At 64.6% G+C, this 13,880-nt stretch carries 16 protein-coding genes; 10 read left to right on the forward strand and 6 right to left on the reverse strand.

Features of this window, described 5'->3' with window-relative positions; genetic code table 11:
• The first annotated feature begins 22 nt into the window (after window positions 1-22).
• Entirely contained in the window at window positions 23-1,357 is a 1,335-nt protein-coding gene (locus tag ACT2BZ_RS14865; RefSeq protein ID WP_457935911.1) for a dihydroorotase, read from the forward strand.
• Between the two features lie 4 nt (window positions 1,358-1,361).
• Here the strand turns inward: ACT2BZ_RS14865 and ACT2BZ_RS14870 are convergent, their stop codons facing one another.
• From ACT2BZ_RS14870 to ACT2BZ_RS14885, 4 genes are all read right to left on the reverse strand, one after another.
• Window positions 1,362-2,078, reverse strand: coding sequence for a hypothetical protein (locus ACT2BZ_RS14870; RefSeq protein WP_457941331.1), 717 nt, complete (start codon window positions 2,076-2,078; stop codon window positions 1,362-1,364).
• Between the two features lie 115 nt (window positions 2,079-2,193).
• Complete coding sequence (locus ACT2BZ_RS14875) at window positions 2,194-2,451, reverse strand: hypothetical protein (RefSeq protein ID WP_457935912.1); 258 nt, start codon at window positions 2,449-2,451, stop codon at window positions 2,194-2,196.
• 135 nt (window positions 2,452-2,586) lie between these two features.
• The gene (locus tag ACT2BZ_RS14880) at window positions 2,587-2,964 is read right to left on the reverse strand and encodes a TIGR02301 family protein (protein ID WP_457935913.1); all 378 of its coding nucleotides are present in this window, start codon (window positions 2,962-2,964) and stop codon (window positions 2,587-2,589) included.
• Window positions 2,965-3,034: 70 nt separating this feature from the next.
• Complete coding sequence (locus tag ACT2BZ_RS14885; RefSeq protein WP_457935914.1) at window positions 3,035-3,445, reverse strand: NUDIX hydrolase; 411 nt, start codon at window positions 3,443-3,445, stop codon at window positions 3,035-3,037.
• A gap of 114 nt (window positions 3,446-3,559) precedes the next feature.
• Between ACT2BZ_RS14885 and ACT2BZ_RS14890 the strand changes: the two genes are divergently transcribed.
• Window positions 3,560-4,318, forward strand: coding sequence for an SOS response-associated peptidase (locus ACT2BZ_RS14890; protein ID WP_457935915.1), 759 nt, complete (start codon window positions 3,560-3,562; stop codon window positions 4,316-4,318).
• Between the two features lie 22 nt (window positions 4,319-4,340).
• Here the strand turns inward: ACT2BZ_RS14890 and ACT2BZ_RS14895 are convergent, their stop codons facing one another.
• Window positions 4,341-4,484, reverse strand: coding sequence for a hypothetical protein (locus ACT2BZ_RS14895; protein ID WP_457935916.1), 144 nt, complete (start codon window positions 4,482-4,484; stop codon window positions 4,341-4,343).
• 479 nt (window positions 4,485-4,963) lie between these two features.
• On the opposite strand from ACT2BZ_RS14895, the gene cysS reads away from it, so the two are divergent.
• The 7 genes from cysS (at window position 4,964) to ACT2BZ_RS14930 (ending at window position 11,826) form a co-directional block, all read left to right on the forward strand.
• On the forward strand, window positions 4,964-6,499 hold the full coding sequence (gene cysS / locus ACT2BZ_RS14900) for a cysteine--tRNA ligase (RefSeq protein ID WP_457935917.1): 1,536 nt from the start codon (window positions 4,964-4,966) through the stop codon (window positions 6,497-6,499).
• A 223-nt stretch (window positions 6,500-6,722) separates the two neighbouring features.
• Complete coding sequence (locus ACT2BZ_RS14905) at window positions 6,723-7,148, forward strand: endonuclease domain-containing protein (protein WP_457935918.1); 426 nt, start codon at window positions 6,723-6,725, stop codon at window positions 7,146-7,148.
• A complete protein-coding gene (locus tag ACT2BZ_RS14910; RefSeq protein ID WP_457935919.1) occupies window positions 7,145-7,639 on the forward strand; it encodes a GFA family protein in 495 nt (164 codons plus the stop codon). The genes ACT2BZ_RS14905 and ACT2BZ_RS14910 overlap by 4 nt, the downstream gene beginning before the upstream one ends.
• Window positions 7,636-8,592 (forward strand): prolyl aminopeptidase, encoded by a 957-nt coding sequence (gene pip / locus ACT2BZ_RS14915; RefSeq protein ID WP_457935920.1) that lies wholly within the window; start codon window positions 7,636-7,638, stop codon window positions 8,590-8,592. The genes ACT2BZ_RS14910 and pip overlap by 4 nt, the downstream gene beginning before the upstream one ends.
• A complete protein-coding gene (gene cimA / locus ACT2BZ_RS14920; protein ID WP_457935921.1) occupies window positions 8,589-10,205 on the forward strand; it encodes a citramalate synthase in 1,617 nt (538 codons plus the stop codon). Before pip ends, cimA begins: the two co-directional genes overlap by 4 nt.
• 100 nt (window positions 10,206-10,305) lie before the next feature.
• A complete protein-coding gene (gene rarD, locus ACT2BZ_RS14925; RefSeq protein ID WP_457935922.1) occupies window positions 10,306-11,220 on the forward strand; it encodes an EamA family transporter RarD in 915 nt (304 codons plus the stop codon).
• Window positions 11,221-11,295: 75 nt separating this feature from the next.
• A complete protein-coding gene (locus tag ACT2BZ_RS14930; RefSeq protein WP_457935923.1) occupies window positions 11,296-11,826 on the forward strand; it encodes a tetratricopeptide repeat protein in 531 nt (176 codons plus the stop codon).
• 63 nt (window positions 11,827-11,889) lie between these two features.
• On the opposite strand, the gene ACT2BZ_RS14935 is transcribed toward ACT2BZ_RS14930, so the two are convergent.
• A complete protein-coding gene (locus ACT2BZ_RS14935) occupies window positions 11,890-13,041 on the reverse strand; it encodes a PQQ-dependent sugar dehydrogenase (protein ID WP_457935924.1) in 1,152 nt (383 codons plus the stop codon).
• A 319-nt stretch (window positions 13,042-13,360) separates the two neighbouring features.
• On the opposite strand from ACT2BZ_RS14935, the gene greA reads away from it, so the two are divergent.
• The gene (gene greA, locus ACT2BZ_RS14940) at window positions 13,361-13,834 is read left to right on the forward strand and encodes a transcription elongation factor GreA (RefSeq protein WP_457935925.1); all 474 of its coding nucleotides are present in this window, start codon (window positions 13,361-13,363) and stop codon (window positions 13,832-13,834) included.
• The last annotated feature ends 46 nt before the right edge of the window (window positions 13,835-13,880 follow it).

A 13,880-nucleotide genomic window follows, 5' to 3' on the forward strand; every position in this document is an offset into this window, starting at 1 on the left:
CACACAAGGGCGGCAGGGCAGCATGGCGGCGACCTACGATCTCATCCTGACAGGCGGCACGGTCGTCAACCACGACGGTCAGGGCCTGCGCGATGTCGGCGTGAAGGACGGGCGCATCGCCGCCATCGGCGACCTGTCGCGCGCCTCGGCCGGCGAGACGATCGACTGCCGCGGGCTGCACGTCTTGCCTGGCGTCATCGACAGCCAGGTGCATTTCCGCGAGCCGGGTCTGGAGCACAAGGAGGATCTGGAGACCGGGTCGCGTGCCGCCGTGCTCGGCGGTGTCACCGCCGTCTTCGAGATGCCAAACACCAATCCGCTGACAACCAGCGAAGCGGCGCTCGCCGACAAGGTTTCCCGGGCCACCGGGCGCATGCATTGCGACTTTGCCTTCTGGGTCGGCGGCACGCGCGAGAATGCCGGCGATGTCGGCGAACTGGAGCGCCTGCCGGGCGCCGCCGGCATCAAGGTCTTCATGGGCTCGTCCACCGGCGACCTGCTGGTCGAGGACGACGAGGGCGTCGCTTCGATCCTGAGAAATGTCCGCCGCCGCGCCGCCTTCCACTCGGAAGACGAGTTCCGCCTGCGCGAACGGCTGGGCGAACGCGTTTCGGGCGACCCGGCCTCGCATCCGGTATGGCGCGACGAGATCGCCGCACTGCGCTGCACGGAACGTCTCGTGCGCATCGCAAGGCAGACCCGCGCCCGCATCCATGTCCTGCACATCTCGACAGCCGAGGAGATCCCTTTCCTCGAAAAGCACAAGGATCTCGTCACCTGCGAGGCGACGCCACACCATCTGACGCTGTCGGCCGACGATTACGCCCGCCTCGGCACGCTGATCCAGATGAACCCGCCGGTTCGCGCCGGCCGTCACCGCGACGGCGTCTGGCAGGGCATCTCGCAGGGCGTCGTCGATGTGCTCGGCTCGGACCATGCCCCGCACACGCTGGAAGAAAAGCGCAAGGAATATCCTGCTTCGCCCTCGGGCATGACGGGCGTGCAGACGCTGGTGCCGATCATGCTTGACCATGTGAATGCCGGTCGCCTGACGCTGGAGCGCTTCGTCGACCTGTCGAGCCATGGTCCCAACCGCATCTTCGGCATCGCCCGCAAGGGCCGCATCGCGGCCGGCTACGACGCCGATTTCACCATCGTCGACATGAAGCGCAGCGAGACCATCACCAACGCGCAGGCCGGCTCGAAGGCCGGCTGGACTCCCTATGACGGTAAGCGCGTCACCGGCTGGCCGGTCGGCACCGTGGTGCGCGGCCAAAAGGTCATGTGGGAAGGCGAGATCGTCGGCCCCGGCAAGGGCAGGGCAGTCGAGTTCAGCGAAGCGCCGCGTTCGCTCTAGGCACTCAGTCGCCCGCGACGAAAAACGCCCAGCTGCCTTCCGGCGTAATGCCGACGCGGTAGAAGATGTAGGTCCCGAAGGCCTTCATGTCCTCGTAGTCGCCGGCCGTGACGATCTTGAACAGTTCGACCCGCTGGCGGGGATCGAGCCGGTCGAGCGGAATGCCGAAGAAATAGGGCCATACATAGAGTTCGTTCGGCGTGCCGGGGTCGAGCTTGACGAAGCCCGCATCCAGCACCTCTTCCATGATCGCCAGGATCTCCTGGCCTTCCGCATCGCCCGAAAGGGTCTTCAGGAATTCGATGGGGTCGCCCTCGACGCCGCCGAAGGAAAGCTGAGTCGCGCTGTCGCCCATGCCGATCAGCGGTCGCAACCGCTCGATCTCGCCGCTGCGCGCCGCTTCGACGATCAGGTCGTGCATGCGCCGCACCGGTTCTGGCAGGCGGTCGAGGTTGTAGATTATTTCCGGCAGCGGGCTGTCTTCGTCGATCGACGGCCGCGCAATTTCCGCCGGCATTGTGCCAGGAGAGTTCGGTTCGCCGGTTGACGATGTTCCGGGGACGATCGGTTCAGGCGTCGGGATCCCGCTGCCCGGTAGCGTATCGGGGGATTGTTGTGCCGGCTGCTCCTCCTGGCCGATTTCGCTCAGCGCAAGAGCTGGCACGCTCAGTGTCAGCGAGGCTGCCGGCAGGATGGCGCCGAGCGCGACGATCCAGGCCATGGGCAGGGCGCGCCACTGTTGCGTGCTGAAATTTCCGACCACTGTCTTGTCTCCGGCGGTGTTGATTCTTTGTTGGTTTTCGCACCGCGCGATGAACAATCGGTTCTCCGCCGGACTAGTGCCTGGACTGATCCGGCGCGAACTCTCCGGCGATCACTCTGTCGCGCGTTCGTTCGATGAGCGCCAGCGCCGCATCCTCGCCGCTGCTACGCAGGAATTCGCAGAGCGCGATCGTCAACGCGGCTTCGGCGATGATCTCGGGTTCGATGCCGGCAGACAGGCCCTCGGCCCAGGCTTCGTTGTGATTTTCGACGGCGGTCAGGCGCTTTTCTTCCCTGACCAGTGCGTCGAGATCGGTAACGCTGTGTTCCATACTCGAAATCCACCCCTTCAAGCCGGGACCGATGACGTCGGACCAACTTGATCAATCCCTTTAATGTCCCATTAAGATTCCTACCACACCTGATCGGCGATGTACGCTGGCTTTGCGGAAAAAGTTAACCCCGGCTTAATTTCCGTAGCGGGCTGCGAGTTCGCGCGCCAGCGTTTCGCCCTCGACGGTATACCGGCCGATCGCCTCGGTCGCCGAGGCGGTGCAACTCGTATAGGTGCCCTCGAAGGAGCGGTAGCCGCGGTTGAAATTGGCGACGAATCGCGCGCGCCTTTCCTCGTCGGGATTCTCGGCCGCCAGCAGCCGTTCCATCAGCCCGCGCCACTGGTCGCCCTTCTCGCCACACAGGTTGCGCAGGAAGTGCAGCGACCCCAGCACCTCGGCAAGCCGCATCAGCCCGGCATCGAACGGCTGGTCGACGGCTTGCGCCGGCCGCGCCATCATCAGGGGCGCAACCAGAAGGATCGCCAATATCGTCGATCTGCCCCGCCGCATGACGCCTTGTGACGAAACATTTTGGCGGCTGCAAGGCGATTCTCCGCACCCACCTGCCTGCCGGCCTCCTTCAGCCCGGGTCATTGGAACCGCCGAGCAGCGTGCGCCCGACCGCCAGCACCGATTCGAGCACCGGCATCCGCTCCATCTCTTCCAGCGTGTAGAAGGCGGCCGTCTCGGCATCGTCGGCAGCCACGGCCTCGCCGCCGGCATGAAGACCTGAGAACACCTGCAGGTCGTAGTCGACCGCGTCGCCGTCGACGCGCAGCATGACCAGTGGCGCCAGCGCCAGCGCCTCGAGGCCGGTTTCCTCCGCCAGTTCGCGCCGTGCCGCGGCCTCGAGCGTCTCGCCGTCCTCTACATGCCCGCCGGGAAACGCGTAGTAGCCGCGCGATGGCGGCCTGGCGCGCAGCACCAGCAGCAGCCTGCCGCCGCGCCTGAGCGCGACCGAGACGGCGGGCCTGACCGGTCTTGCGTGCATTCAGTGTCGCCTTGTGCTGTGGCCGCGGCTGGCGCGGCTTGCAGTCGGCCGTCCTTATCGCCAGTTTGCGGGGCACGGATCAAGCAGGAACTCGCCGCAGGACAGGAACGGGCAATGTGCGGACGCTTTGCCATCAACGCCACGCCCGACGAGGTCGCCGCGCATTTCGCGCTGGCCGATGTCGAGGCCTTTCCGCCGCGCTACAACATCGCGCCGGGCCAGCCGATTCTCGTCGTCCTGCCGGCGCCGCCGCGCGAGCCCGGCTCCAACCGCCCGGCGCACCAGTCGATGCTCGTCCATTGGGGCCTCATCCCCGCCTGGTCGAAGGATCCGGCCAACCTGCCGATGCTCTTCAATGCCCGCTCGGAAACGGCGGCCGAGAAGGCATCCTTCAAGGCCGCCATGCGCCACCGCCGCGCGCTTGTCCCCGCCTCGGGCTTCTACGAATGGCGCCGCGTTGGCAGGAACAAGGCACAACCCTACTGGGTCAGGCCGAAGGATGGCGGCCTCGTCGCCTTCGGTGCGCTGGTCGAGACCTATGCCGAGCCCGGCGGCTCGGAGATCGATACCGCCGCCATCCTCACGACGGCCGCCCGCGGCGACCTTGCCGCCATCCACGACCGCATGCCCGTGGTCATCCGGCCGGCCGACTTCGAGCGCTGGCTCGATTGCCGCACCCAGGAACCGCGCGACGTCGCGGACCTCATGCGGCCGCCCGAACAGGGTGTGTTCGAGGCGATACCGGTGTCGGACAGGGTCAACAGGGTGGAGAATACGGGCCCGGAATTGCAGCACCGGGCCGAAGTGCCGGCCGCGCGCGATGCCGCGGATCCGGCCAGGCCAGTCGAGGATCGGCAGCTGAAGCTGTTCTAGCTCCGGCTTGCCGCGCCGGGGCTCAGGAGCGCTTCGGCGCCTTTGCCTTCTTCTTGCTGCAGAGCAGTGCAGCGACGATGGCAGCGTTGCCGATCGGGCGATAGAGCAGGGCGAGCGGCGCGGCCGGTACGGCGATGCGGGCAGCTGCGCTGGCGGTAGAGGGCATTGGTTTCTTCCTTTTGATCATCGGATCAATGTCGTTGCGGGGACGCTGCATTTGATGGTCGATTGGGTCGAAAGCGTGGCCGCCCGCACAAGGCCAACTCCTGCCCCCATTTGATGTTCCGACATGTTTAATAAAGTCTTTCGTATCCCTTTGCCGGCGGCGTTTCCGACCTGCTGCGGCGTTGCTGCAACAGTCACGCTAGGCGGCCAATGTATCCGCTGCTTGCCTCCTCGATTCTGTTTCCCGTTACACGCCATGCGCGTGGCACTTGACGGAACGGGCAGGGCGGCGCGATAAAGCGGCCATGAAAACGTCTTTCGCCATTTGTGGCATTTGCATTATTGGCTAGCGCCGAGCGCTGGACCGGACGTTTTCGCCTTTTCTCTCGACAGGACAAACGCCCAGGCCAGCAGGCCCGGCGCGGTCATGAAAAGTTTCACGCTTTTCGGCTATGGCCGTGACGGCGAAGAGGGAAGTTCATGTCGGATATAGACCAAGGTCTCAGGCTCTACAACACGCTGACGCGGACGAAGGAGGCGTTTGCCCCGATCGATCCGGCCAATGTGCGCATGTATGTCTGCGGCCCGACCGTCTATGACTACGCCCATATCGGCAACGCGCGCCCGGCCATCGTCTTCGACGTGCTGTTCCGGCTGCTGCGCCATCTCTACGGCGCAGACCACGTCACCTATGTGCGCAACATCACCGACGTCGACGACAAGATCAACGCCCGGGCGCTGCGCGACTATGGCGACCGGATCGCCTCGGGAAAGCTGTCGCTCAACGAGGCGATCCGCAAGGTCACCGAGCCGACCTACGAGCAGTACCAGAAGGACGTGACCGCGCTCGGCTGCCTGCAGCCGACCTTCCAGCCGCGCGCCACCGAGTTCGTCCTGCCCCGCGCCGACGGCAAGGACGACATGGTCAGCCTGATTCAGTCTCTCATCGACCGAGGCCATGCCTATGAGGCAAAAGGCGAAATCCTCTTCGACACCACCTCGATGGCCGACTACGGCCAGCTGTCGAAGCGCAATCTCGACGAGCAGCAGGCCGGCGCCCGAATCGCCGTCGACGCGCACAAGAAGAACCCGCAGGATTTCGTCCTTTGGAAGGAATCGTCGGCCGAGGAACCCGGCTGGGACGCCAGCTTCCGCTTTGCCGACGGTACGTCGAAAGCCATCCGCGGCCGCCCCGGCTGGCACATCGAGTGCTCCGCCATGTCCGCCGCCTATCTCGGCGACGTCTTCGACATCCATGGCGGCGGCCTAGACTTGATCTTCCCCCACCACGAGAACGAGATCGCCCAGTCGCGCTGCGCCCACGGCACCGACGTGATGGCCAACTACTGGATGCACAACGGCTTCCTGCAGGTCGAAGGCAAGAAGATGTCGAAGTCGGACGGCAACTTCGTCACGATCAACGAACTCCTGGAGACGGAGAAATTCGGCGGCCGGAAATGGCCGGGCGAAGTGCTGCGACTGGCCATGCTGATGACGCATTACAGGGAGCCGATCGATTTCAGCGTTGATCGTCTGCGATCCGTGAGCAAGCGGCTCGACGAGCTGGCAAAAGCAATTGAAGGCATGAGTAAGTACGAAAGGCCACTTGATCAGTTCCCCGATCGCGGGCCGTCCGACGATCTTATCTTGTCACTCAGCGATGATCTGCGGACCGATCCACTTGAGGGGCATTTTGAGAGATTGCTCCAGCAATTGCGGGGCCGCTTCGGAGGATTTTGGGCGTCTCGGGCAGTCGTGCAGCTAGCCGATGATCTCGACTTTATTGGAATTGACCTTCGGGGATGGTCGTCAAAACAAGCGTCCAGCCTTGGGATTAAGTTCCATCAATTGGACATCAAACAGGAAGTATCCCGCCGCCTCGCCTTCATCGCCGACAAAAACTGGGCCGAGGCTGACCGCATCCGCGACGAGCTTCTTGCCGAGGGCATCCAGCTCAAGGACGGCAAGGACCCGGAGACCGGCGAGCGCGTGACGACATGGGAGGTCAAGCGGTGAGGGCGGCTGTGGATACTGACGTCGGCGCCTACCTGTCGCCGACCCCCCTCTGGCCTACCGGCCATCTCCCCCTCAAGGGGGGAGATTATCTAGCGGCGCGGCTTTCGCAAATCTTCCGCGCTTCCGACTGCTCTGTCCTTGGAGAGGCAGGCGAGACGCCTACACAGCCAATCTCCCCCCTTGAGGGGGAGATGTCCGGCAGGACAGAGGGGGGTCGGTGCAGATGACCCGCCACCCGGTGCCGCTCGCAAACCGACGCAATGCGCGAACGATGCGCAAGGCGCTCACCGATGCCGAGCTGAAGCTCTGGAACGAGCTGCGCGCCCACCGCCTGATGGGTCTCGCCTTCCGGCGCCAGATGCCGATCGCCGGCTATATCGTCGATTTCGCCTGCCCGCACCATAGGCTGATCGTCGAGGTCGACGGGTCGCAGCATGCCGACGACGCCGCGACCGACGCCGACCGCGTCAGAACGGCGAGGCTGGAGGCGCTGGGCTGGACCGTCCTCCGCTTCTGGAACGACGACGTCCTCAGAGACATCGACAATGTCTGCCAGCACATCGTCATTTCCGCCGGCCTCGCCGGCGCGGGCGATGCCGCAACGCCGGCGCGGTCTGCCATGCGCCCGAATAGGAGCTCCCCGGCATGAGCCTCGACAACAGGCCGGTCTATTCCGGCGGCTGCCAGTGCGGCGCCGTGCGCTTCCGCGTCGAAGGCGCGCTCGGCGACGCCTCGATCTGCCATTGCCGCATGTGCCAGAAGGCTAGCGGAAATTTCTATCTGCCGCTGGTCTCCGTGCGCGACGCGAAACTCGCCTGGACGCGCGGCGAGCCGGGCGGCTTCCGCTCGTCCAGTGCCGCGACGCGCGGCTTCTGCCGCGATTGCGGCACGCCGCTCTATTACGACGCGCCCGACGGCATGGCGCTGGCGATAGCCGCCTTCGACGATCCCTCCGGCATAGCGCCGACGATCCAGTGGGGCATCGAGGCAAAGCTGCCCTATGTCGACCAGGTTCCCGCTCTTCCCGGCGAGGACACGATGGGCGACATCGCATCCGCGCCATACCTTGCCGACCTCGTTTCCTACCAGCATCCCGACCACGACACCGACCAGTGGCCGCCAGCCGAGAGCACATCATGAGCGAACTGCGCACCTTCTATCCCGAAATCGAACCGTTCGAGACGGGCATGCTCGATGTCGGCGACGGCCACACCATCTACTGGGAGCGGGCGGGCACGAAAGGCGCCAAGCCCGCCGTCTTCTTGCACGGCGGCCCCGGCGGCGGTTCCTCGCCCAAGCAGCGGCGCGTCTTCGACCCGAAGCTCTACGACGTCATCCTGTTCGACCAGCGCGGCTGCGGGAAGTCGACGCCGCATGCCTCGCTCGAGGCCAACACCACCTGGCACCTCGTTGCCGACATAGAGAAGCTGCGCGAAATGGCCGGCTTCAACAAATGGCTGGTCTTTGGCGGCTCCTGGGGTTCGACGCTGGCGCTCGCCTATAGCGAGACGCATCCCGACCGGGTCAGCGAGCTCGTCGTGCGCGGCATCTACACGCTGACCCCCGGCGAACTCGACTGGTACTATCAGTTCGGCGTCTCGGAGATGTTCCCCGACAAGTGGGAGCGCTTCCAGGCGCCCATCCCCGAGGCCGAGCGCGGCAACATGATGGCCGCCTACCGCAAGCGCTTGGTCGGCGACGACCGCAAGGCGCAGATCGAGGCGGCGCGCGCCTGGAGCCTGTGGGAAGGCGAGACCATCACGCTGCTGCCGGAGCCCGAGACCAGTGGAAAATTCGGCGAGGACGATTTCGCCATCGCCTTTGCCCGCATCGAGAACCACTATTTCGTCCATTCCGGCTGGCTGGAGGAAAACCAGCTGGTGCGCGACGCACACAAGCTGCACGGCATCCCGGGCGTGATCGTGCATGGTCGCTACGACATGCCCTGTCCGGCGCGTTACGCCTGGGCGCTGCACAAGGCTTGGCCGCAGGCCGATTTCCACCTCATCGAAGGCGCCGGCCACGCCTTTTCCGAACCCGGCATCCTCGACCAGCTCATCCGGGCGACCGACCGGTTCGCGGGGAAGGCATGACCCGCGAACGCCTCTACCTCTTCGACACCACATTGCGCGACGGTGCGCAGACGCCGGGCGTCGACTTTTCCGTCGAGGACAAGATCGCCATCGCCAACATGCTCGACGATTTCGGTCTCGACTATGTCGAGGGGGGCTATCCGGGCGCCAACCCGACTGACACGGCGTTCTTCGAGCAGAAGCGCACGGCAAACGCGAAGTTCGTCGCCTTCGGCATGACCAAGCGCGCCGGCGTCTCGGCATCCAACGATCCGGGCCTGGCGCTTCTCGTCCGGTCGAAATCCGACGCCATCTGCTACGTGGCGAAGTCGTGGGACTACCACGTGCGCGTCGCGCTCGGCTGCACCAACGAGGAGAACCTCGAATCCATCCGCGCTTCCGTGGAGGCGGCCGTCGCCGCCGGCAAGGAGGCGATGGTCGACTGCGAGCACTTCTTCGACGGCTACAAGGCCAATCCGGAATATGCGCTGGCCTGCGCCCGCACCGCCTTCGAGGCCGGGGCGCGCTGGATCGTGCTCTGCGACACCAATGGCGGCTCGCAGCCATCGGAAGTCAGGAAAATCGTCGAGGCGGTTATAGCCGCGGGCATCCCGGGCAAGAACCTCGGCATCCATGCGCATGACGATACCGGCCAGGCGGTGGCCAATTCGCTTGCCGCCGTCGAGGCCGGTGTGCGCCAGATACAGGGCACGCTGAACGGCATCGGCGAGCGCTGCGGCAACGCCAATCTCGTCTCGATCATCCCGACGCTGGTGCTGAAGCCCGGCTTCGCCGAAAAATTCGAGACCGGCATCACGCCAGAGAAGCTTGCCGGCATCTCGCGCCTGTCGCGCGGCTTCGACGAGTTGCTCAACCGCGCGCCCGAGCCGCAGGCGCCCTATGTCGGGCAGTCGGCCTTCAGCACCAAGGCCGGCATCCATGCCTCGGCGATCGCCAAGGAGCCGGAAACCTATGAGCACGTGCCGCCGGAATCGGTCGGCAACCGGCGCAAGGTCATGGTTTCGGACCAGGGCGGGCGGGCAAATTTCATTGCCGAGCTGAGGCGCCGCGGCATCGACGTCGAGGCGAGGGACGACCGGCTGGACACGCTGATCTCGATCGTCAAGGAGCGCGAGGCGCAGGGCTATTCCTACGAGGGTGCCGAGGCGAGCTTCGAGTTGCTGGCGCGCAGCATCCTGCACACTGTCCCGGAATTCTTCAGGGCGACCAGCTTCCGCTGCATGGTCGAGCGTCGCTTCGACGCCATCGGCAACCTCAAGACGGTGTCTGAGGCGGTCGTCAGGATCGAGGTGGACGGCGAGGAGAAGATGTCGGTCGCCGAAGGCAACGGCCCGGTCAATGCGCTCGACCTCGCGCTGCGCAAGGATCTCGGAAAATTCCAGGACGAGATCGCCGACCTCGAACTGGTCGACTACAAGGTGCGTATCCTCAATGGCGGCACCGAGGCGATCACCCGCGTGCTCATCGAGTCGCGCGACAGCGGCGGCGGCCGCTGGTGGACGGTCGGCGTCTCGGAAAACATCATCGACGCCTCCTTCCAGGCGCTGATGGATTCGGTCGTCTACAAGCTGATGAAGAACCGCGACATGGCCGGCCGCGTCGCCGCCGAATAGCGGCGCGGCCAGCGCGGTTCTTGTTCCATCAACCGGAACCGCATGGACCATCAATGATTTTGCATGGTCCTTTCGCCGCCAGCGGCCCATATGGGGCCCCATGGCAACCGAATCCGCACAGCCGACCGACAATTCCGCCACGCGTGGCTTTCTTTTCGCGCTGTCGGCCTATCTGCTCTGGGGCTTCCTGCCCTTCTACATGAAGGCCGTGGCGCATATTCCCGCCCCGGAAGTCGTCGCCCACCGCATCGTCTGGTCGGTGCCGATTGCCGGCGCCGTGCTGCTGCTGCTCGGTCGCACCGCCGACGTCAAGGCGGCGTTCGGGCAGCCGCGCACGTTGCTGATGGCGGCGCTCACAGCCTGTCTCATCACCGTCAACTGGGGCATCTATGTCTGGGCGATCGCCGCCGACAGGGCCGTTGAGACCGCGCTCGGCTATTACATCAACCCGCTGGTCATCGTCGCCATGGGCGCCGTCCTTCTCGGTGAGAAGCTGAGCCGTCTGCAGGTCGCCGCAGTGGGGCTGGCGACGCTCGCCGTGCTGGTGCTCACCTTCGATGGCGGCGGCATGCCCTGGGTGTCGCTTGCGCTCGCCATTTCATTTGCCATCTATGCCTTCCTGCGCAAGACACTGCCGGTCGGCCCGAGCCAGGGCTTTTTCCTCGAGGTGCTGATCCTCAGCGTTCCCTCGCTGGCATACATATTCTGGCTGCAGGCGAGGGGCGAGGGGCATTTCCTGCCTTCCGAGCCGGCCGACATCGCGCTGCTGCTGGGCTGCGGTCCGGTCACCGCCGCGCCGCTCATGCTCTATGCATTCGGCGCCAAGCTGCTTCGCTTTTCGACCATAGGCATCATGCAATACATTGCACCGACGATGATTTTCGTCATTGCCATCTTCTTTTTCCATGAGCCCTTCAGCACGGTCCGCGCCATAGCCTTCGGGCTGATCTGGACGGCGCTGGCGCTTTACTCCTGGTCGATGTTCTCGAATCGCACGTCTGCATCACGAAGCTGAGATCGTCGCGCGCTACGGATGGAAATGCTTCCGAGATACGTTAGTGTTGTCGTAAGCCCACCCAGGAGAAGCCATATGAAGCGTACTTTCCCGAAATTCCTGGCTGTCGCCTTTCTGGCGGCGCCGCTGCTGGCGACACCCGTTCATGCCGCTGGCGATGGCAGCAGTTCCGATACGCCGAAATGTTCCGGCGGCAAGGTCTGGGACAAGGCGAAGAAGAAGTGCGTCGACCCGCAGCGCGGCATGATCGACGACGACAGCATCTACGAGACCGGTCGCGACCTGGCCATGGCTGGCCGTTATGGCGAGGCGATCACCGTCCTCAGCCTGGCGGCCGACAAGTCGGACCCGCGCATCCTGAACTATCTCGGCTACTCGCACCGCAAGGCGGGCCGCGTGCTGGTCGGCCTCGGCTATTATCGCGAGGCACTGATCCAGGATCCCGACTACACGCTGGTGCGCGAATACATGGGCGAGGCCTATCTGCAGAACGGCGACGTCCAGGCGGCCGTCGAGCAGCTCGGCGAGATCGAGAGGCGTTGCGGCAAGGGTTGCCGCGAATACACGCTGCTCGCCGAACAGATCGACGCCTACCGCAAGAGCTGACCGTTACGGATCGAAATGCGCGGCCGGGCCCTTGGGTCCGGCCGTCTTGCGTCCGGGGGCTGCCTAGTTGGCGCGGCTCAGCCTGACGATGTGGCCGTCGCCCTCATCGGTCAGCAGCCAGATCGAACCGTCGGGCGCGACATTGATGTCGCGGATACGCCCGAACTCCCCCTCAAAATAGCGGGTTTCTCCGGAAATCTGGCCTGCTTCCGAGCGATCCAGCCTGGAGACCAGCTGAAACTTCAGGGAACCGATCAGGAGATCGTCCTTCCATTCGGAAAACATCTCCCCGTCATAGACCGCCATCCCCGAGGGTGCGATCGACGGGTCCCAGTAGAAGAGCGGCTGCTCGTATCCCGGCGCCTCGGTGCCGACGCCGATCATGCTGCCGGAATAGTTGACGCCATAGCTGATCACCGGCCAGCCGTAGTTCTTGCCGGCTTCCGGCCGGTTGACCTCGTCGCCGCCCTTGGCGCCGTGCTCGACCGTCAGCACCGAATTCGTCACGGGGTCGAAAGTCGCGCCTTGCAGGTTGCGGTGGCCCTTCGACCAGATTTCCGGCTTGCCGCCGGCGCCGTCGGCATACGGATTGTCGTCCGGTATCGTGCCGTCCGGATTGATGCGCAGGACCGCCCCTGCATGGTCCTGGAAATCCTGCGCGCGGCTGCCGTCGCCGCGGTCGCCGGTGGTCACGAACAGCGTGCCGTCCGGATGAAACACAAGCCGCGAACCGAAATGATGGCTGGTTCCCGTCTTCCGCTCCATGGAGAAGATGACCTCGAGCCCCTCGAGGCGGGGTGCATCTCCGTCGCGGACGAGCCGCGCGCGGGCGACCGCCGTGCCGGCGCCGCCATCGCCCGGCTCTGAAAAGCTGAAATAGATCAGCCCGCTGGACGCAAAGTCGGGAGAAGCGGCGATGTCGAGCAGCCCGCCCTGGCCGGCGGCGGCAACCTGCGGCACGCCCGACACGGGCGCCGACAACTCGCCGCCTGACAGAATCCGCAGCCGCCCCGGCCGTTCGGTGACGATGGCGTCGCCATCGGGCAGGAAATCGAGGCCCCAGGGGTGTTCGAGCTCGCCGCCAAGTGTCTCGGCCTGCACCGCGATTCCGCCGGCGTCCAGCGTTGCGGGTGCGGCGAACGAGAGCGTTGTAGCGCCCGCAAGGGCAAGGCCGGCGAGCACGGTTTCCGACAATTTCCGTGTGATGTTCATCATGGCCACGTAGGTCCCTTAATGATCAATGCAATGGTCTGGTAGGGAATCGGCAATATGCCGCCCTTCGCTGGCGCGTGTCTGATCCCCTCGGTGCGACCCGGGATGAGGGGGCGGCCCGTTCCAAAGCCCTTCAAATCATGGGAATGAGAATTTTGCCGCCTCGATTTTTTGACGTGAAAATCGCTACAGGATTGCTATAGTGGCAGAAATTGAGGTGAAACGGTTCCGTTAGCCGACGCTGCCGGGCCGTTTTTATTTTTGCCCCGTTCGCCCGAGACCGAAGTCCGCAGAAGGCGAGCGGCAGGAAGGATTGATGGAAATGAACAAGGTTCCGATGACCGCGGGAGGCTTCGAATCGCTGAAGGAAGAGCTGCGGTGGCGCCAGCAGGTCGAGCGCCCGCGGATCATCGAGGCCATTTCTGAAGCCCGTTCGCATGGCGACCTTTCGGAGAACGCCGAATATCACGCCGCCAAGGAGGCCCAGAGCCTGAATGAGGGCCGGGTCAACGAACTCGAGGATTTCGTAGCGCGCGCCGAGGTGATCGACGTATCGAAGCTTTCCGGCGACAAGGTGAAGTTCGGCGCCACGGTCGTCCTTGTCGACGAGGACACCGAGGAAAAGAAGACCTACCAGATCGTCGGTGACCAGGAAGCCGATGTGAAGTCGGGCCGCATTTCCATCTCTTCGCCAATCGCGCGCGCGCTGATCGGCAAGGCAGTGGGCGACGCCATAGAGGTCAATGCACCGGGCGGCGCTCGAGGCTATGAAGTGGTAGAGGTCCAGTACATCTAGCTCCAGCATCCTTTGGGGAGGCGATTTATTGGCTTCGTTGTCGGAC

The sequence above is a fragment of the Mesorhizobium sp. 10J20-29 genome (assembly GCF_054130485.1).

Excerpts from the sequence above, each read along its gene's own strand:
- ACT2BZ_RS14865 (WP_457935911.1), top strand. The coding sequence starts at position 23 with ATGGCGGCGACCTACGATCTCATCCTGACAGGCGGCACGGTCGTCAAC.
- ACT2BZ_RS14870 (WP_457941331.1), bottom strand. The coding sequence starts at position 2,078 with ATGGCCTGGATCGTCGCGCTCGGCGCCATCCTGCCGGCAGCCTCGCTG.
- ACT2BZ_RS14875 (WP_457935912.1), bottom strand. The coding sequence starts at position 2,451 with ATGGAACACAGCGTTACCGATCTCGACGCACTGGTCAGGGAAGAAAAG.
- ACT2BZ_RS14880 (WP_457935913.1), bottom strand. The coding sequence starts at position 2,964 with ATGCGGCGGGGCAGATCGACGATATTGGCGATCCTTCTGGTTGCGCCC.
- ACT2BZ_RS14885 (WP_457935914.1), bottom strand. The coding sequence starts at position 3,445 with ATGCACGCAAGACCGGTCAGGCCCGCCGTCTCGGTCGCGCTCAGGCGC.
- ACT2BZ_RS14890 (WP_457935915.1), top strand. The coding sequence starts at position 3,560 with ATGTGCGGACGCTTTGCCATCAACGCCACGCCCGACGAGGTCGCCGCG.
- ACT2BZ_RS14895 (WP_457935916.1), bottom strand. The coding sequence starts at position 4,484 with ATGCCCTCTACCGCCAGCGCAGCTGCCCGCATCGCCGTACCGGCCGCG.
- cysS (WP_457935917.1), top strand. The coding sequence starts at position 4,964 with ATGTCGGATATAGACCAAGGTCTCAGGCTCTACAACACGCTGACGCGG.
- ACT2BZ_RS14905 (WP_457935918.1), top strand. The coding sequence starts at position 6,723 with ATGACCCGCCACCCGGTGCCGCTCGCAAACCGACGCAATGCGCGAACG.
- ACT2BZ_RS14910 (WP_457935919.1), top strand. The coding sequence starts at position 7,145 with ATGAGCCTCGACAACAGGCCGGTCTATTCCGGCGGCTGCCAGTGCGGC.
- pip (WP_457935920.1), top strand. The coding sequence starts at position 7,636 with ATGAGCGAACTGCGCACCTTCTATCCCGAAATCGAACCGTTCGAGACG.
- cimA (WP_457935921.1), top strand. The coding sequence starts at position 8,589 with ATGACCCGCGAACGCCTCTACCTCTTCGACACCACATTGCGCGACGGT.
- rarD (WP_457935922.1), top strand. The coding sequence starts at position 10,306 with ATGGCAACCGAATCCGCACAGCCGACCGACAATTCCGCCACGCGTGGC.
- ACT2BZ_RS14930 (WP_457935923.1), top strand. The coding sequence starts at position 11,296 with ATGAAGCGTACTTTCCCGAAATTCCTGGCTGTCGCCTTTCTGGCGGCG.
- ACT2BZ_RS14935 (WP_457935924.1), bottom strand. The coding sequence starts at position 13,041 with ATGATGAACATCACACGGAAATTGTCGGAAACCGTGCTCGCCGGCCTT.
- greA (WP_457935925.1), top strand. The coding sequence starts at position 13,361 with ATGAACAAGGTTCCGATGACCGCGGGAGGCTTCGAATCGCTGAAGGAA.